The following is a 19,206-nucleotide window of genomic DNA, read 5'->3' on the forward strand; positions in this document are numbered from 1 at the left end:
AGGTCTGCTTTCCATAAATAATAAAAATGATTTGGGGAAGACAGATAACATGTTTAAAAAAAATACATTATCGACAGCAATTATTGCAATTTTAGCGTCAACAGCTTCAGTCCAAGCGCATGCTGAAGACAGTAAAACAGCTGAAAAAGACGTTGAAAAAATCACCGTTACAGGCATTAGAGGCGCTCTTGGTCGCGCTTTAGACACAAAACGTGAAGCTAGTGGCGTAGTTGATTCTATTTCTGCTGAGGATATTGGCAAGTTTCCGGACACTAACCTTGCAGAATCATTACAACGTATTACTGGCGTCTCGATAGATAGATCGGGTGGTGAAGGTCAAAAAATCACCGTGCGTGGTTTTGGTCCACAATTCAATACAGTACTTGTTAATGGTCGACAACAAGCCTCTGAAGATCCAGGTCGTGATTTTAGTTTTGATACGCTTGCTGCCGAAATGGTAAAAACCCTAGATGTGCATAAAACATCATCAGCGACGGTACAGTCAGGTGGTATTGGCGCCACGGTTAATATTGAAACGGCGAAACCTTTTGCTATTAATGGTTTTAAATTAGCGGGTAGTGTCAAAGCAACTTATGATGGTAATAGTGAAGAGACCTCCCCACAAGCGTCACTTTTGATAAGTGATACCTTTAATGATGATACCTTTGGTGCTTTATTTGCAATCTCGTATTTAGAGCGTGAAACGAAATTAAATCGTGCTCAAAGTGCTGGTTGGCGTGAAAATTCTTCTTTCGGCAAAGGCGCTCCTGTAACAGAGTCCGGTGACGTATATACCGGTAATATATTTATTCCGCAAAACTTTGATTCATTGGTTACCACAGAAAAACGTGAACGTACCAATGCAAACTTAGTCTTGCAGTATGCACCTTCAGATAACCTTGTCATTACCGCAGATGCATTATATTCAGACTTTGATGTCAAATCTGATACAACATCTTATGGTCATTGGTTTACTTCTGATAATGTTGAAAATGCTGTTGTTGATGCCAATGGTACTATCACTTCAATGTATCAAGAAACAGGTTTAGCAACTGACTTTCACGCTAAAAAAGCGGATCGTTTAACTGATTCACTTTCTATTGGTTTGAACTTTGATTGGGATGTTAATGATAACTTAAATATGAAGTTTGATTTAAGTAACTCAACAGCTAAAAGAGAACCAAATAATGGTCGTGGTGGTAGCTTAGCGTTATTAGGTTATGCCAACCGAGTTCAATGGAATGTTGATGGTAATATTTTGCCTTATTACTCTGACTTTGCAACCCCAGACCCTTCAATTTACAGTGGTCAGCAAGAAGGAGATGGTGTTAATCAAGATCCAAATAGTCCTGATTATGTCTCACCTACGGGGGTTTCTGATTATTTAGATCCCGCCAACAGTCGTGCCCATGTAATGATTCGAGACAGTAAAGAAATTGAGGATGTTGTTACTCAAGTAAAATGGGATAGTCTTTGGTTATCGGATGGAGATACTGGTTTCTCTGCTGCCCGTTTTGGTGCTATGTATTCTACTGAAACCAAAACAGTAAATTCTTGGGATAATACCACTAGCGGAATTCATTGTACCTACTGTAATTACCAAGACTTCCCTGATGTTAGCGCCTTCCCTCAAGAAGTATTTGATGCAGGAAGTGACTTTTTAAGTGATGTTAGTGGCAGCGGTCGTACACCTTCACAATGGTTAAAATTTGATGGTGAAGCATTATTCGATTTCTTAGGTGCAGTTGAAGGCGTTGATTTTAACGCTGTAAAAACTAATAACTCTTTTGAAGTTAAAGAAGAAACGACTGCTTTTTATCTAGAGCTGGATTTTGAAGGCGAGATAGCAGGTATGCCTCTCTATACTACTGGTGGCTTCCGTTACGAAAGCACTGATGTCACTGTAGGCGCAACACAAGCTAATGTTCAGCGATTAGATATTCTTGATGCAACTGAAATGCTAGCGGTTTATGGCCCAGCTTCAGACTTTGATGAAAGTAGCAGTTATGCTCAAATTTTACCTAATTTTAGTACTAAATTAGAAATCACAGATGAACTCGTTGCTCGTGTTGCCGCATCAAGAAGTATTTCACGACCTACTTTAAGTAGCTTGCGTCCAATAACGTCGTTAGATACTGTGCGCCAGGGTAACTTACAGTCTTCCAGTGGTAATGCTGCATTAGTACCTTTTAGCTCTGATAACTTAGACTTGTCAATTGAATGGTATTACGCGGATGCTAGTTATGTTTCAGCGGGTTATTTCAGGAAACATGTTGCTAACTTTATAACCAGTAGTAAAAATCCTAAAACCTTTGTTACCGCTGATAGTAGTTTGTTAACTGACCCTTCTACAGGAAGTGATGTCAGTGCACCAGATGCAGATGACCAAGTTGCAGTCTTTACCAATACCGCGCCAAGTAATGGTGAGTCAGCTGTCGTTGATGGTTGGGAACTAGCGGCACAACATACCTTTGATTCTGGTTTTGGCCTGCTCGCCAATGCCACGCTTGTTAATAGTGATGCTGAATTAGATAATGCAGATATCACGCAAGTTTTTGCGTTAACAGGATTAAGTGATTCAACTAACCTTATCGCTTTCTATGAAAGTGGTGCATTTCAAGGTCGTATTGCTTATAACTGGCGTGATACCTTTTTGCAAAGCCTTACGCAAGGTGGTGGTGATGGGGTAACTTATGTTGAAGCCTATTCTCAGTGGGATGCAAGCGCGAGTTATGACCTCACGGATCAAATTACCGTTTTTGTTGAAGGCATTAACTTAACGGAAGAATATACGCACAATCGTGGTCGATTCTCTAATCAAATATTAGAGGTTGTTGATAGCGGACGTCGTATTTCATTCGGTGTACGTGGCTCTTTCTAGTATATATTGACTAGTATATAAAGGCTTCTTTCTCAGGAAGAAGTCTTCTTCTCTGTATTTATAAGCAAGCAAATTTAGAGTTGAGTTTGTTTGCCTATGCGTATAACCCGCTTCTCTGCATAATAAAATACTTGGTTGCACATCATGAATAAATTAACAAAAACAGTGGTCATTGTTGGTGGGGGCATTGCCGGTTGGTTAACGGCTGGGCGTTTAGCGGCTAAACACAAAAGTAATACCGAGCAGGGCTTAAACGTTATTCTTATTGAATCGGCTAATATTCCTGCGGTAGGGGTTGGCGAAGGTACTTGGCCAACCATGCGCAGTACGCTGAGAGCATTAGGTATTAGTGAAAGTGATTTTATTCGTGAATGTGAGGCCAGCTTCAAACAAGGCGCTAAGTTTGCTAAGTGGTTTGACGGTACTGAAGATGACTTTTATTATCATCCCTTAGTTTTACCTCAAGGGTTTGGGAAAACAGATTTAGCGGCACATTGGTTAGCGAAGCAAACACAAACAAAGCAGAAAAATAGCCATGTGAACTCATTCTCAAATGAAGTTTGTTACCAAGAAGCCATTTGTGAGCAAGGTCTAGCACCTAAAACCATTCGTCATGCCGAATTTTCTGATGTAGCAAATTATGCTTATCATCTAGACTCAGCAAAGTTTGCCGTATTTTTGCAAAAGCATTGCCAAGAAAAGCTTGGAGTTACTCATATTGTTGATGACGTAACGGGTGTTAATTGCGACGTTAATCGTGCTGATAAAGACATTATCGACGAGACTATCGATAAGGGTGATATCCTTTCAGTTAGCACACAAAATCATGGTGATATTGCCGGAGAACTTTTTGTTGATTGCACGGGGTTTTCATCACTGTTATTAGGAAAACATTACCAGGTACCTTTTAAAAAGTGTGATGATATTTTATTTATCGATACTGCACTCGCGGTACAAGTCCCATATGATTCAAAAGATTCTCCTATCGCCTCACATACTATCTCTACAGGACAAAAAGCCGGTTGGATTTGGGATATAGGCCTACAACACCGTCGTGGCGTTGGTTATGTTTACTCTAGTAAACACTCAACAGAAGCAGAAGCTAGAGCTGTGCTTGCTGAATATGTTGGCGATAAATTCTCATCACTTAATGTGCGTAAAATCCCTATTGTCAGCGGTCACCGAGAGAAGTTTTGGCAAAACAATTGTGTCGCCGTTGGTTTGTCTGCAGGTTTTTTAGAGCCGCTTGAAGCCTCTGCTCTAGTCATGGTTGAGCTGGCAGCACAAATGATAAGTGAGCAATTACCCGCCTCTCGAGAGGTGATGGATGTTGTTGCTAAACGTTTTAATGAAACGGCGTTATACCGTTGGGATAGAATTATTGATTTCTTAAAATTACATTATATTTTAAGTGAGCGAACTGAACCTTTTTGGACCGATAATCGTGAATCAGCAACCATTCCACAAAGCTTACAAGACTTAATGACAGAGTGGAAATATCGTTCCCCAGCCGATCATGACTTTACCAGTAATAATGAAGTATTCCCTGCGGCTAGTTATCAATATGTACTTTATGGTATGGGTTTTAAAAGTGATTATTGTCATACTCCATACGCGTTCGATGACTGTGATTTTGCGGATGGCCAGTTCAAACAAAACAAAGTCTTAATTGATAAAGCGTTATCGTCATTACCCAGTAACCGAGAATTATTAGATAAAATTAAAAGCTATGGTTTTAGTCGAATTTAGTTACATGTCTGATCCACTTGATATAAGCGTTTGAAAATTTAGCATCACTTAAAGAGTAATAATAAATGGCACAATTAGTTGCGATAGATAATAAAAATCACCTTAACTTAAAAGTAGATGCGGCTAAGGCTGAATTACATGGTGCGGGGTTACACTTAGTGCCCGCAGTTATGGCTGAGTTTACCAGTATGGCGGTACAGTATCCTTTAGTTATTACTAAAAATGCAGATACTGGGCAGTTTGTGGTTGCTGCAATGTTAGGTTTTGAGTCGGGTGAAAACTTATTTTGGCGAGGTGGTCAGTGGCAAGGTTTATATCTGCCTTTACAAATTAGACGGCAGCCATTTTTTGTCGGTAACCCCGAACAAAACAGTGAACAAAAAGTTGCTGGTGATTATGTTGTCTGTTTTGATAGTGAAAGCCCAGCAATAGTTTCCAATGACGGTCAGGCATTATTTAGCGAAGATGGTGTGGACACTGAATATTTTCAACAAGCCAAGTATTGTCTTGCGCAGTTATTAGAAGGCGAGTTAGCAAATAAAAAGTTACTTGAGCAATTACAAAGCATGGAGTTATTGCAAGTGATGCAAATGGAAATCACTTTTGCTAATCAGCAAAGTACCACCTTGAATGGTTTATATACCATTGATACAGAAAAACTTGCCGCCTTATCAGCTGAGAAAATAGCAAGTTTGCATAAAGCTGGACTGCTGCAAGCAATTTACACCCTAATTACCTCGCTTGGTCAAATTCATCATTTGATTGATTTGAAAAATAAACAACTAGACTGTTAGTTGTTACCTATGTTTGATTTTAGCGTAAATAACCAAGCAATTTTATCAAAGCATATAATTGGTGATGAGAAAATCCCTTTACTGATTATTGATAACTTTGCCAATTCAGTGACTGATTTAGTTGAGTTTGCGGGAGATGGTTCGTCCTTTCAGGCAGATGAAAAGAATTTTTATCCGGGTAAACGTAAGTTAATGCCAAGCGAATATGGTGAGCAGGTATGTCGTCAATATTTACCCTTGTTTCACTCGTTTTTCGACTGTCCACAAACGAGTGCAGCCAAAACTGTTCTATCCGCCTTAGCGCTTGCAGATACTCCGGTAAAACAATTACGTCCTATGCAAATGCTGCCTCATATTGATACCCCACAAAGTAATCAATTTGCTGTTGTGCATTACTTATGTAATCAAGACCATGGTGGCACGTCTTTTTATCGTCATAAAGAGACCGGTTATCAAACGATTACCCAAGACCGATTATATCATTATGCACAGCAAGTAAAAAAAGAAGCTATAGCGAATCAAATACATAAAACACCTCGTTATATGAGTGGTAGCGACAAACTATTTGAACAGCTATATTCAGTAGAAGCTAGAATGAATAGGGCTATTATCTATCCAAGTAATTTGTTGCACTCGGGTAATGTAAATGCAGCTTTAGGTTTGTCATCGCTACCAAAAAAGGGGCGTTTGACTATCGGTAGTTTTATTTTACTCGAATAACTTTTTGTCACTTTTATCTTTTTTTTTACTTTTTATGTAAAACACTAGCGGAAAATTATTTGTCATTCGTCTTATAAGGTAAGCAATAGATAAAAAATAAAATTCACACTTAGCTAAACCTAAAAAGTGAAAGACAATATTATGATAAAAGAAAGTACATTACACATCAGTTTTATGGCTGTAAGGCAGACAATGCGCAGAGTGATCTCGCGCATTGTGCCGCCGCGAGAAGTGGAAGATATCGTACAAGAAACATATGTACGTATATGCCAAGTTGAGAACAAAGAAGCAATCAAGCAACCTAGATCTTTTTTGTTAAAAACGGCAAAAAATTTAGCCATAGATCACCTTAAACGAGCAGATATTAGGCTCGTAGACACTGTCGATAATATGGCTGAATTTGAACACTTAGTCAGTGCAGATGATGCAATATATCAGCAAGTGGCAACGGATAAAGAGTTTGCTCAATTCTGTGAAGCAATAAGACAATTACCAATACAGTGCCGTAAAGCTTTTGTATTAAAAAAAGTGTATGGCTACTCGCAAAAAGAAATCGCGAAAAAACTGGCAATCAGTGAAAGCACAGTTGAAAAACATATTGGCCTCGGCGTTAAACGCTGTACCTATTTTATGATGCAGTTAACTAAAGAAGAAAGAACGGAAACAATGAAAAATAGTAAAAAAACACATCAAGTAAGAAGGGATCTCTGATGACAAACGTTTATTCTCTTAATAATGACGATGAGGTTATGTTTGACCAAGCCAGTATTTGGATTGCTAGAATGGATCGAAGCTTAACTGAGCTTGAGCAGGCAGAATTCAAGGCGTGGTTGTCAGAAAGTGAACAGCACCAAAAGTTGATCATAGAAATGGCCAGCATGTGGGATAAAATGGACTCTCTTGACCGTCTTGCTGATCTTTTTCCAACGTCGGATAAAACAGACTCTAAATTTAAAACAGCACCTAAAACAGCCCAATGGCCACTCGCATTAGCAGCCTCACTTGTACTGGCGTTATTTGTTGTTTTTTTTACCGACATTACCTTGAATTCTTTATGGCAAGAAGAACAACAATTTGTTCGTTATGAAACTGCAGTAGGTGAAAGCAGTACTATTTATTTGCCCGATAACTCAAAAGTTTTACTCAATACGGACAGTGTTTTATTAGTGCGATATACCGATGATTATCGCTTACTTGACTTACAACGTGGTGAACTCCATGTTGAAGTTGCCCATGACAAATCTAGACCGTTAAGCGTTGTTGCTAATCACAAAGTAATTCAAGCCGTGGGTACTGCTTTTAGCGTGCAAGTAAAGACGAGTGAGGTAGAGCTTATTGTTACTGAAGGTAGAGTTATCATTGGTCAACTAAATGAAAAACAGGAGGTTAATGAAACAGCTCTGGTCATACCATCAAGTTCTCTAGCGGTTTCTAAAGGTGAGATTGCCTCATTGGCCGTCGCTAATAGCGTCTCAGTTATTGACAACAAGGCGATCAAAAAAAGCCTATCTTGGCGTCAAGGTAATCTGGTTTTTAATGGTGAGACCTTAGCTGAAGCAATGGAAGAAGTTAGTCGTTATACCTCTGTGACATTCGAAATTGCAGATGAAGATTTGAAAAAGATAAGAATAGCTGGTCGCTTTAAAACCGGTGACGTTAAAGGATTAATCTCAGTGCTCAAACATAACTTTAATATTAAAACTGATCGAGTTAATAAAGGATTAGTGGTATTAAGAAAACAAAGTTGATTACTATTTAATTCAGCCAAACAAACTCCCTTTGCCAAGTAGAATGCTGTTTCAGTTTACCACTGAAATCAATTTTATTTGGCACTTTTAATTATGAGATATTCCGCTTAGGCAACACCATTTTATTTGTAAAGTGTCTTAGTTGAGTGCTCTTCTTAAAACAATATAATAATAAAAGGATACAAATAAATGACCTCCTCTGAGCCTGATAATTCAATTCAAAAACTGCACGACACTGAAGAAGTTCAAACTTCATTTTTATACGTACTATTTATCTCCTCTGTGGCTGCCATCGGTGGGTTTCTATTTGGTTTTGATTCCGGTGTTATTAACGGCACAGTAACTGCGTTAGGAAATGCTTTTAACGCTAGCGACGTAGCTAGTGGCTTTAATGTCGCCTCGGTACTGTTAGGTTGTGCTGTTGGTGCCTTGATGGCTGGACCGATATCTGATCGGTTTGGACGTAAACCCATCATGATTATTACTGCGATTATCTTTGCCATTAGCGCCTTTGGATCGGGTATATCAAGTTCGTCTGCTGAATTTATTTTTTATCGATTGATTGGCGGGTTAGGCATAGGTGCTGCATCAGTATTAGCCCCTGCTTACATCGCTGAAGTTGCACCCGCTGCTTTACGAGGCCGTTTAGCTACTTTGCAACAATTAGCCATCGTACTTGGCTTGTTTGCTGCTTTTTTAAGTAATTTCCTTATTGCCTCTGTGTCTGGTGGTGCTGAAGCTATTCTGATGTTAGATATCGCGGCCTGGCGTTGGATGTTTTGGGTAGAGTTATTACCGGCTGTGCTATTTTTAGTTGGTGTAATATTTATTCCAGAATCACCACGTTATTTAGTCGCTCAAGGTAAGATTGAAGAAGCAAGATCCATATTCAAACGCATAGCAACAGGCGTTGAAAATGAACAAATTGAAGAAGTTAAAAAATCGCTGCACGGCGATAAAAAACCTAGCATCAGGGATCTTTTTATTGATGGTAAGAAAAAAATTCATCCTATCATTTGGATCGGTATCGGACTGTCGGTATTCCAGCAATTTGTCGGTATTAACGTGGTGTTTTATTATGGAGCTGAGCTTTGGCAAGCTGCGGGTTTTGACGAATCACAATCGTTATTTATTAACCTTATCGCAGGTACAACCAATATCATTTCTACTTTCATAGCTATCGCCTTAGTGGACAAAATTGGCCGTAAACCGTTATTACTGGTCGGTAGTGTTGGCATGTTTATCAGCTTAGGTGCTCTGACCTTTATCTTTGGTACCGGTGGTTTAGATGAAGCAGGTAAATTGGCTTTAAGTGATATGACAGGCACAGTGGCTTTAATCATGGCTAATTTATTTGTGGTGTTTTTTGGCTTAAGTTGGGGACCTATCGTTTGGGTTTTATTAGGCGAGATGTTTAATAATCGTATCCGTGGTGCTGCTTTAGCTATCGCTGCAAGTGCTCAATGGCTAGCAAATTTTGCCATTACCATGACTTTCCCGATATTGTTGGGCAGCTTTGGTTTGGCTGGCGCCTATGGCTTATACACAGTATCAGCATTGCTAAGTATTTTCTTTGTAATCAAATATATAAAAGAAACACGCGGCATTCGTTTAGAGGAAATGTAAAAAGTCACTACACCATGATTTGTAAACCATTATAAATCATGGTGATTATTAACGGCTGTCTATGCGTACCTAAGCCACTGGAAGTTGCCTCTGTATGTGGCTTAGGTAGAGAAATTAGTCATATCCATTTGGAATAGCGATAAGTAAATATGAGCACTTCTAGTATTAACCCAATAAATAATAACCTTGTAAGTAATGATGCAATAAATAGTAATCCTTTGAATCTTGTTGCCGATATTGGTGGCACAAACATCAGGCTTGGAGTAAGTGACAGCAGTAACATTATTATCGACATTGAAACTTACCAATGCCGAGATTTCTCTTGTTTACTTGACGTAATTCAATGTTATTTAACTGAAAAGAAAATAGCACAAGGCAATATTAATGCTTGCTTAGCTATCGCATGCCCAGTAGATACTGACATTATTTCCATGACGAATTTACCTTGGCAGTTCTCCCAAACAGAACTCAAAAAAGCACTGAAGTTAAATAAACTAGTACTTATCAATGACTATACTGCGATAGCCATGGCGATTCCGATGTTAACGGATGAACAAAAAGTTAAAATTGGTGGCGGAACCGCACTATCAGATAAAGCTATTGCTGTTTGTGGACCAGGCACTGGTTTAGGCGTTGCTAATTTAATACCGATTGTTAACAAATGGTATTGTTTAGGAGGTGAAGGCGGGCACGTCGATTATGCGCCAATAGATGATAAAGAAATCCAAGTTTTACGCTACATACAAGGCTTTAAAAAACGTGTTTCTTATGAGCAATTACTTTCTGGTTACGGTTTAGAGCAGATATATCAAGCATTACTTATTATTGAGCAGGGTGATAGCTCACCTCAACAACCAACTAAATTAACGGCTCAAGAAATTAGCACTCAAGCGTTAATTGAGACTTGCACACTCAGCCAACAAGCATTGGACTTATTTTGTAAGGTATTAGGAAGTTTTGCAGGTAACCTCGCTTTAACAATGAATACTCAAGGCGGGGTATATATTGCAGGAGGTATTGTCCCTCGTTTTATTGATTACCTTAGAAATAGTGATTTTAGACTACGTTTTGAAGCTAAAGGACGCATGTCACCTTTGAATAAAGAAATCGCCACTTATGTAATCACAGAGAAACAACCTGGTTTATTAGGTGCTTCAGTGTATTTAAATCAAGTTATGGCGTGATTTAATGTCGGGGTAAAGCTATATAGCACAATCGTAAGCCGTTGAAATTATCACTACATAGCTTCAAGTTGTACAATGATCATATTTTTACCTGTTACTTTTACAGTTAGCTGGTCGTCTTGTAGGTTTTCATTCATTGCAGAAAGTTTGATTAAATGGTCAACAGGTACACTACAGCTATTATCTTGAGGCGTAGTTACAAGCATCTTTTCAGTTAAGCTATAAGCAAAAAATATACTGGCTGCTGATAATCTAACAGTGACAGTTTGTTGCTCAATATAACCGTTAACCTTTGGTGAGAATGACAGCTGATTAGTCATAATATTAAAGTCTTTAATAGCGCCATTAGTTAAAGAGCCATGGGTTATACTTGCGCCATCAAAGCAAGCGATATCAAGTAATTGAGTTAGCTTATCAACATCACCATTTCGATGGTCGAGTGTTAAACCATTACCTTTTATTAATACCAAATTACGCAGATAACCTGAAAAATTAGAGAAATCACCGTCATTGACCACACTGGCGATACTGAGACGCCAATCAAAGTTATCCAAAGTACCACCATCACTAATAGCTAATTCAGTGGTATGGCCTAAACCATTTTTCCATGGGATTGTTTTATAGTTTTCTGGAGAGAAAATAGTAAGCATAAGGATCTTCAGCGTAATTTTTTTGCCATATTACTTAGTTTATCTTCATAGGCAAGGTTATTTTTGTATGGCTTTATTTTGATATTTACATTAGCGCTTGCTATGCGAGTTGAGCTCACGGTAGAATCTAACCGCGTTTATCTAAACTCTATATGAAGATTAGTAAGCGCAACACTTGTCGGAGTGCCAAAGGCTGAGATCGCGAAAGCGGGATCCGTAAAACCTGATCAGATTAATATCTGCGTAGGAAACAAGAGAGAGTAATTAAGTCATTGTGCTTAGCTGTTAACCAGACTCTTTTTGCCTCTTTTTAACTAAAAAATTAGTTAAAAAAACTCCGCCTATTTTTATTTTTTTCTTGCTTTTATATCAATAAAACAAGAAAAACCAAAAACAAGGTGCGACCATGAACAACTCAACCGACGCTGTTAATCCAGCGAAAAAACCACAAACACGACGTGAAAAGCGCGAAGCGGCAGAAGCATTTTTAAAAAATGTCTCAGACCAATCTTTTCCAAATTCTAAAAAAGTCTACGTGCAAGGTGAAATCCACGATATCAAAGTCGGTATGCGTGAAATTACCTTATCTGACACCTTAGTTAGCGGTAGTAAAGACAAGCCAGTCTATGAAAAAAATGAACCATTATGTGTTTATGATACTTCAGGTTTTTATACCGATGAAAACGTTGAAATAGACGTTCACAAAGGTATTCCTCGTTTACGTGAAACTTGGATTGATGCGCGTGATGATGTAGAGACTTTTACTTCAACTCATTCTGAGTTTGCACAGCAACGTCTTGATGATGAAGGTGTTGATGAAATTCGTTTTGAACATTTACCTAAAATGCGCATTGCTAAAAAAGGTAAAAATGTTACGCAAATGCATTATGCTCGCCAAGGCATTATTACCCCAGAGATGGAATATATTGCCATTCGTGAAAACTTAAAACGTGAAGAAGTAAAAGATGCAACGCTACTGCTACAACACAAAGGTCAATCCTTTGGTGCTAGTATTCCAGAGCAAATCACGCCTGAATTTGTCCGTGACGAAGTAGCTCGTGGTCGCGCTATTATTCCAGTAAACATCAACCATCCAGAATGTGAGCCAATGATCATTGGTCGTAACTTTTTAATTAAAGTGAATGCTAATATCGGGAACTCAGCGGTTACCTCTTCTATTGAAGAAGAAGTTGAAAAGCTCGTTTGGTCAACTAAATGGGGTGCAGATACCGTCATGGATTTATCGACGGGTCGTAATATTCATGAAACCCGTGAATGGATCATGCGTAACTCACCAGTCCCTATTGGTACTGTCCCTATTTACCAAGCACTTGAAAAAGTAAATGGTGTAGCTGAAGATCTTACCTGGGAAATATTCCGCGATACTTTAATTGAACAAGCAGAGCAGGGCGTTGATTACTTTACCATTCATGCGGGTGTGTTATTGCGTTATGTACCTATGACGGCAAAACGTGTCACCGGTATTGTTTCTCGCGGTGGTTCAATCATGGCGAAATGGTGTTTAGCGCATCATAAAGAAAATTTTCTTTACACACACTTTGAAGATATCTGTGAAATTTTAAAGCAGTACGATGTGTCATTTTCATTAGGTGATGGTTTACGTCCGGGTTCAGTGGCAGATGCAAACGATGAGGCACAGTTTGCTGAATTACATACGTTAGGTGAGTTAACTAAAATTGCCTGGAAGCATGATGTGCAAACCATCATTGAAGGCCCTGGTCACGTGCCACTTCATATGATTAAAGAAAATATGGAAGAGCAACTTGAGCATTGTGGCGAAGCGCCTTTCTATACGCTTGGCCCATTAACTACCGATATTGCGCCAGGTTATGATCATATTACTTCTGGCATAGGTGCGGCTAATATTGGTTGGTACGGTTGTGCCATGCTTTGTTATGTAACACCGAAAGAGCATTTAGGTTTACCGAATAAAGAAGACGTAAAGGAAGGCTTGATGACCTATAAAATTGCCGCACATGCAGGCGATTTAGCTAAAGGTCATCCAGGTGCACAAATTCGTGATAATGCTATGTCTAAAGCACGCTTTGAGTTCCGTTGGTACGATCAATTCAATATTGGTTTAGATCCAGAACGAGCACGCACTTACCATGATGAAACCTTGCCACAAGAGTCAGGTAAAGTTGCGCATTTCTGTTCTATGTGTGGACCGAAATTTTGCTCAATGAAAATCTCACAAGAAGTACGAGAGTACGCTGCTAATTTAGATAAAAATGCGATAAAAATTCAGCTGCTTGATGAAACCATTACCTTAACTTCTGATGAAGCGATTGAACGGGCGATGCAAGAAAAGTCTGCTGAATTTAAAGCAACCGGTAGCGAAATCTACCAACTTGCTGAATAGTTACGGCAGATAAACGATGAATATTGCCATTGTTGGCGCAGGATTGATGGGGCGATTACTCGCCCTGTCTTTACTGCGAGGTAAACAGTCAGAAAGCGTAACCATTACTTTATTCGATAAGGATAATAAGCTCGCCCACAATAGTGCTGCTTATGCTGCTGCAGGGTTATTAACGCCATTGGGAGAGTCACTTCATTGTGAGCCTAATATTGTTAGTATGGGTTTTGAGTCGTTACGTTTATGGCCAGCTTTGCTCGACAGTTTGGATGAATATACTCTTTTTCAACAAACTGGCGCTATCATGGTGAGTCATGAGCAAGATAAAGGTGATTATCAGCGCTTTGTTAGACACCTTAATAATAATTATCCAGAACATAAACTACATACGCTAGATCGTGCGCAATTGCTTGAGCTAGAGCCTGAAATAGGACGAAGTTTTAATCACGGCTTGTACCTGCCACAAGAAGGGCAGATTGGTAATCGTCGTCTGTTGATTGCCTTACGTAAACAGCTTGAAAAAGAAGGCATGAGCATAAATGGGGTTAACTCACTAAACTGGTTAAGTGAGTGTCAGGTATTTGCTATTGAAAACACTGACTCTAACAGCAAAGTTAGTTATCAACAGTACGGAGTCAATTGTAGCCAATCATTTGATTTAGTGATTGATTGTCGAGGTACTGGTGCGAGTCGTAAAAATAGCCATAGTGCCTGTGCACCATTAAGTGACTTACGCTCAGTAAGAGGAGAATTATTCCAACTTTTTGCCCCAGAGGTGAATATTTCAAGACCGATACGATTAATGCACCCTAGGTATCAGCTTTATATTGCGCCAAAACAAAAAGGTTTTTATGTGGTGGGTGCCACTGAAATTGAGAGTGACGATGATGCACCGATGACAGTGCGCTCAGCGATGGAATTATTGAGTGCAGCTTATAGTGTGCATCCCGGCTTTGCTGAAGCCAATATTCGTCAACACGTTAGTCAATGTCGGCCAACTTTTAGTGATAATCAACCTAAAATCACTCACAAGGGCAGTTTGATACAGGTAAACGGTTTATTCAGGCACGGATTTTTAATTGCGCCGGTGGTGCTTAAACAAGTATTAACACTGGTCGACAACCTGATAAATAATACCAACAATGAGTTGCCCTACCGTGATTATTTGCACACTGAGCAACGACAAGAAGAGGTGATTTAATGAATATTCATATTAACGGAAAAGCTTACTCGTTAAGCCATGAAGTACATATTAGTGTTAGTTCAGCATTAACGTTACATTTTATTGAACCACAACAGAGTACTTTTGCGGTGGCGCTAAATGGTGACTTTGTTGGTAAAGCAGATTATGACACCACGCTAGTAAAAAATGGTGATAGCCTCGATGTGCTATTGCCGATACAAGGAGGTTAATGGTGGCACTTAACATCTATGGGCAGCAGCTTGATAGTCGTTTACTTATTGGCAGTGCGCTTTATCCATCTCCACATGTGATGAAACAAGCCATACTTGCTAGCGGCTCACAAGTAGTAACCCTCTCACTGAAACGTCAAAATCCTGCAGAAAAAGCGGGTCAACAAATATGGCGTTACTTACAAGAAGTCGTCACCGAAGTGAATGGTCACTTACTGCCTAATACCGCAGGTTGTAAAACCGCAAAAGAAGCGGTTACCTTGGCAAAAATGAGTCGAGAAATTTTTCAAACTGATTGGATCAAACTTGAAGTGATTGGCGATGATTATAACTTACAACCTGATCCTATTGAGCTACTTCATGCCACTGAGCAGTTAATAAATGACGGCTTTAAAGTCTTGCCTTACTGCACCGATGATTTAGTACTTTGTCAGCGCCTTTATGATTTAGGTTGTCAGGTGATTATGCCGTGGGCATCTCCAATTGGCACGGGCAAGGGACTAATGAATCCTTATAATTTAGAAACAATACGTTTGCGCTTACCTAATGCAACCTTAATTTTAGATGCGGGTATTGGTAAACCCTCGGATGCTTGTTTGGCGATGGAAATGGGTTATGACGGTGTTTTGTTAAATAGTGCGGTTGCATTAGCAGATAATCCAGTGCTGATGGCAAAAGCCTTTGGCCAAGCACTACAAGCAGGTGAACAAGGGTATGTAGCGGGTATAATGGAACAAAGGCAAACAGCGCACCCATCCACACCAACATTAGACACACCTTTCTGGCACCAACCGTGAGTTAAATGGCTTTTTGCTGTAGTGCACAATTAAGGCGTCAATAGTACTCATTGACTAGCGTCAACTCCGTGCCATTTCCTTGTAATTGAGCACTACAACTGCAAGCAATGTAACTCAATTGTATGTATATTTAATAAAAGACACTGTAATGATGGAAACTAAAAAACCAATAATCTGGACTATTTCGGGCAGTGATTGCTCTGGTGGAGCGGGTATTGCCGCCGATATTAAAACGGGACATGGTTTGGGGGTGGAAGTTTGTCATATTATTACAGCTAATACCGTACAAAATTCACAACAATTGCTGTCGGTTAATGCCATTCCTGTTGAAATATTACAGCAACAAGCAGCGATACTAATGGATGATAAACCACCATCGGTCATCAAAATTGGTTTAGTGGCTAACGTTGAGCAAGTTCAATGGTTAGCTCAATTACTTGAACAAATTAAAAAAGTTATTCCCACTGTTATTAGTGTTTATGATCCTGTTGGTCAAGCCAGTGTCGGTGGCTGCTTTAGCACTCTTACCTTAGCGCAACTAACGCCTTTATTACAGCAAGTTGATGTGATCACGCCTAATTTAATGGAAGCAAAAAGCTTAGCGAAATTAGATGGGCTACCTGATAAAAATAGTGCTGAAAAGCTGGCGAATAAAATCCATCAAAACTTTGCTATTAACAGTATTATTGTTAAAGGTGGGCATATTCACAGTGATGATAGGTATTCGATTGATTTCTGTCTTCACCAATTAAATCAGCTGAATGGCAAACAAGACAATCAAGATAAAACGCAAACAGCGATTAGTTACCAGTTAGGTGCACTGCGCATAGATAGTCATTATAGCCACGGTGGTGGCTGTAGTTTTGCCAGCGCATTAGCAAGCTTTCTCGCTCAGGGGTACTTGATACGCGATGCGTTTACTTTAGCAAAGGCGTTCATCAGCCAAGGCTTGAGTACTAGCAAGCAAGTAAGCGAATTACACGGTCATCAATATTATGGTGCGTTTGAACAGCAAGGCTGGCCGCGTAATGCTGAATGCTTTCCCCAAGTTATTGATGGGCTCAGTCAGCAATATCAAAATTTACCAGCTTTTAACTCGTTAGATTTAGCAGAGAAAAAACTAGGCCTTTATCCAGTGATAGATTCATTATATTGGCTCAAGCGCTTATTATCTTTAGGTTTAGAGATTATTCAATTACGGGTGAAAAACTTGGCTGAAAGTGAATTAGAGCAAGTTATTATTACCGCCATTGCTTTGGCTAAAAAATATGATACTCGTTTGTTTATAAATGATTATTGGCAATTAGCGATTAAACATGGTGCTTATGGCGTTCATATTGGTCAAGAAGACTTGCAAGATGCAGACTTAACGGCCATTCAACAATCGGGGATACGTTTAGGTATCAGTACTCATGGATGTTATGAATTCTTATCAGCACAGCGCTTACAGCCGTCATACTTAGCAATTGGCGCAATTTTTCCAACGAAAACTAAAGACATGACTGGGCAAATTCAAGGCATTGATAATTTGAGACAGGTATTATCTTTACGCCCTGAAAATAAGCATAAAATCCCTGTGGTTGCCATTGGCGGTATTAATCTTGAACGTGCAGCAGAAGTCATCGCTACAGGTGTGGAAAGTATTGCTGTCGTTACTGCAATAACAGAAGCTGAGTGCTCACATGGCATTTCACCTGAGCAGGCAGTCACGCGTTTACAATTCTAGCTGAATCATGCATATTCGAGTAGAACGGGTATATGATGTCATTGATAGAAATAGGTTAAGGATAATAATGAAAGTTTTAGAAAATAAAATACCACCACCTTTAGTGGGTTTACTGATCGGGCTAGGGATGTGGGGGTTAAGTACAGTAACGCCAGTTATCTTACTAACAAATACAGTCAAATCAGTGTTGGTGATTGGTTTTATTTCTCTTGGTATTTTCTTTGATCTTGCAGGCATCATATCGTTTAGAAGGGCTAAAACCACGGTAAACCCGTTGAAACCTAATAAGGCAAGCTCCTTAGTAACATCAGGTATATATCAAGTGACTCGTAATCCCATGTATGTTGGTTTTGTTGCTTTTCTACTGGCTTGGGCAAGCTTCTTAGGCTCGGCGTGGGGGCTCATTTTAATTCCATTGTATATACTTTATATTCAACGTTTTCAGATAGCTCCTGAAGAAAGGGCGCTAACAGTATTGTTCAAAGAAGAATTTACTCAGTATAAAGCACAGGTTCGTCCTTGGTTGTAATGTCTGTGAACCGAAGTTCAAAAAATAATATGACTTATTCAGTATAAAAAAGGGGAAATACACTACTGTATTTCCCCTTTTTCGTTATCAATCATTTATATTCAATGAAGTATTACATTGCAGATAATAGTCTTGGATTAACGACTAAGTTTCTTACTCCGTGGGCGTGATCTTCTTTAAAGGCATTACCTTTACACCATTCACCAACGGACTCGATATTCACCTTCGCCACTTTTGGACGAACGCTCCAAGTTACTTGAAATGGAGATCCTTTTTCATTGTAACTAGGGCCTGTAGTTGATCCTGCGTATTGAATTGGGGTGCCAGTGTTATTTGGAATATTAGGCGCTTGATGTTTATCATTTTTAATACTGTGCGTAGTCAACTCACCAAAATCTAAAGCATTCTTATCATTCACTACAACAAATACTTGTGTCTCGACACGAAATTGTGGGTTGATAGTGGATTCACCTAAGCAAGCACCTAAAGTATTGCCAGGCGCTGCTTGTGCGGTAGAGTGAACATAGTGTACTTCGATAGTATCGCCAGGCAATAAACCACCGTGTGGGTTAGGACAAATATCTTTATTAACTTTTTTGGTTTCTTTACTGCTTAATTTACCCGTATAAACAAAACCTGTTTGATAACCAGTACCATCGCCATTACCAGCATATTTACTAAACTCGCCACCTTTATGCTCAGCATTTTTATGCATATGGATATTACATAAATTCATGTTAGTAGATTCGGGTGCTAGACCAAAAATACGTGGATTATCACCTTGTTTCATTGATAAATCACGAGGTGATTGCGGTCCATAACCTTTACTAACCGTATTATTTTCTAGCATAGCGCGTTGCTTTTTAATGACGTTATCTGAAACGTTGGTAGGCTCACTGCCAGCAAAAGCTGTTAGTGGAATTAATGCTGCAGCGACAGTCAGTGCAATAATATTCGTCTTCATTATGTATCCTTAAGGTTGTTGATTAACGAGTCACTTATGATAAAT

General features: G+C 39.2%; 16 protein-coding genes and 1 riboswitch. Of the genes, 14 read left to right on the forward strand and 2 right to left on the reverse strand.

Annotated elements, in window-relative coordinates; all coding sequences use genetic code 11:
* Nucleotides 1-49 precede the first annotated feature (49 nt).
* The 8 genes from CXF79_RS06520 (at nt 50) to CXF79_RS06555 (ending at nt 10,702) form a co-directional block, all read left to right on the forward strand.
* Complete coding sequence (locus CXF79_RS06520) at nt 50-2,881, forward strand: TonB-dependent receptor (protein WP_101154465.1); 2,832 nt, start codon at nt 50-52, stop codon at nt 2,879-2,881.
* A 135-nt stretch (nt 2,882-3,016) separates the two neighbouring features.
* Nucleotides 3,017-4,630: a tryptophan halogenase family protein gene (locus CXF79_RS06525; RefSeq protein WP_011041113.1), complete on the forward strand. Its 1,614-nt coding sequence runs from the start codon at nt 3,017-3,019 to the stop codon at nt 4,628-4,630.
* A 65-nt stretch (nt 4,631-4,695) separates the two neighbouring features.
* A complete protein-coding gene (locus CXF79_RS06530) occupies nt 4,696-5,424 on the forward strand; it encodes a SapC family protein (protein WP_101154395.1) in 729 nt (242 codons plus the stop codon).
* Nucleotides 5,425-5,433: 9 nt separating this feature from the next.
* Entirely contained in the window at nt 5,434-6,144 is a 711-nt protein-coding gene (locus tag CXF79_RS06535) for a DUF6445 family protein (protein WP_101154466.1), read from the forward strand.
* A gap of 141 nt (nt 6,145-6,285) precedes the next feature.
* On the forward strand, nt 6,286-6,855 hold the full coding sequence (locus tag CXF79_RS06540) for an RNA polymerase sigma factor (RefSeq protein WP_011041117.1): 570 nt from the start codon (nt 6,286-6,288) through the stop codon (nt 6,853-6,855).
* Complete coding sequence (locus CXF79_RS06545; RefSeq protein ID WP_011041118.1) at nt 6,855-7,892, forward strand: FecR family protein; 1,038 nt, start codon at nt 6,855-6,857, stop codon at nt 7,890-7,892. Before CXF79_RS06540 ends, CXF79_RS06545 begins: the two co-directional genes overlap by 1 nt.
* Nucleotides 7,893-8,081: 189 nt before the next feature.
* Nucleotides 8,082-9,518, forward strand: a complete 1,437-nt coding sequence (locus CXF79_RS06550) for a sugar porter family MFS transporter (protein ID WP_232769097.1) — start codon at nt 8,082-8,084, stop codon at nt 9,516-9,518.
* A 149-nt stretch (nt 9,519-9,667) separates the two neighbouring features.
* Nucleotides 9,668-10,702, forward strand: a complete 1,035-nt coding sequence (locus CXF79_RS06555) for a glucokinase (RefSeq protein ID WP_232769098.1) — start codon at nt 9,668-9,670, stop codon at nt 10,700-10,702.
* Between the two features lie 53 nt (nt 10,703-10,755).
* Here the strand turns inward: CXF79_RS06555 and CXF79_RS06560 are convergent, their stop codons facing one another.
* On the reverse strand, nt 10,756-11,352 hold the full coding sequence (locus tag CXF79_RS06560; RefSeq protein ID WP_101154396.1) for a HutD/Ves family protein: 597 nt from the start codon (nt 11,350-11,352) through the stop codon (nt 10,756-10,758).
* Nucleotides 11,353-11,521: 169 nt separating this feature from the next.
* A riboswitch (TPP riboswitch) is annotated at nt 11,522-11,619 on the forward strand.
* A 139-nt stretch (nt 11,620-11,758) separates the two neighbouring features.
* On the opposite strand from CXF79_RS06560, the gene thiC reads away from it, so the two are divergent.
* The 6 genes from thiC (at nt 11,759) to CXF79_RS06590 (ending at nt 18,197) form a co-directional block, all read left to right on the forward strand.
* Complete coding sequence (gene thiC / locus CXF79_RS06565) at nt 11,759-13,735, forward strand: phosphomethylpyrimidine synthase ThiC (RefSeq protein ID WP_011041124.1); 1,977 nt, start codon at nt 11,759-11,761, stop codon at nt 13,733-13,735.
* 16 nt (nt 13,736-13,751) lie between these two features.
* Nucleotides 13,752-14,933, forward strand: a complete 1,182-nt coding sequence (locus tag CXF79_RS06570) for an FAD-dependent oxidoreductase (RefSeq protein WP_101154397.1) — start codon at nt 13,752-13,754, stop codon at nt 14,931-14,933.
* Nucleotides 14,933-15,145, forward strand: coding sequence for a sulfur carrier protein ThiS (thiS, locus tag CXF79_RS06575; RefSeq protein ID WP_011041126.1), 213 nt, complete (start codon nt 14,933-14,935; stop codon nt 15,143-15,145). The genes CXF79_RS06570 and thiS overlap by 1 nt, the downstream gene beginning before the upstream one ends.
* On the forward strand, nt 15,145-15,942 hold the full coding sequence (locus CXF79_RS06580; RefSeq protein ID WP_101154398.1) for a thiazole synthase: 798 nt from the start codon (nt 15,145-15,147) through the stop codon (nt 15,940-15,942). The genes thiS and CXF79_RS06580 overlap by 1 nt, the downstream gene beginning before the upstream one ends.
* Before the next feature lie 148 nt (nt 15,943-16,090).
* A complete protein-coding gene (thiE, locus tag CXF79_RS06585; protein ID WP_232769099.1) occupies nt 16,091-17,668 on the forward strand; it encodes a thiamine phosphate synthase in 1,578 nt (525 codons plus the stop codon).
* 67 nt (nt 17,669-17,735) lie between these two features.
* Nucleotides 17,736-18,197: a methyltransferase family protein gene (locus CXF79_RS06590; protein ID WP_011041129.1), complete on the forward strand. Its 462-nt coding sequence runs from the start codon at nt 17,736-17,738 to the stop codon at nt 18,195-18,197.
* 112 nt (nt 18,198-18,309) lie between these two features.
* Here CXF79_RS06590 and CXF79_RS06595 read toward each other — a convergent pair whose 3' ends face one another.
* Nucleotides 18,310-19,161 carry a delta-class carbonic anhydrase gene (locus tag CXF79_RS06595; protein WP_011041130.1) on the reverse strand — a complete coding sequence of 284 codons (852 nt, stop codon included), beginning with the start codon at nt 19,159-19,161 and terminating at the stop codon, nt 18,310-18,312.
* Between the last annotated feature and the right edge of the window lie 45 nt (nt 19,162-19,206).

This window comes from Colwellia sp. Bg11-28 (genome assembly GCF_002836245.1).
GTDB lineage: Bacteria > Pseudomonadota > Gammaproteobacteria > Enterobacterales > Alteromonadaceae > Colwellia > Colwellia psychrerythraea_A.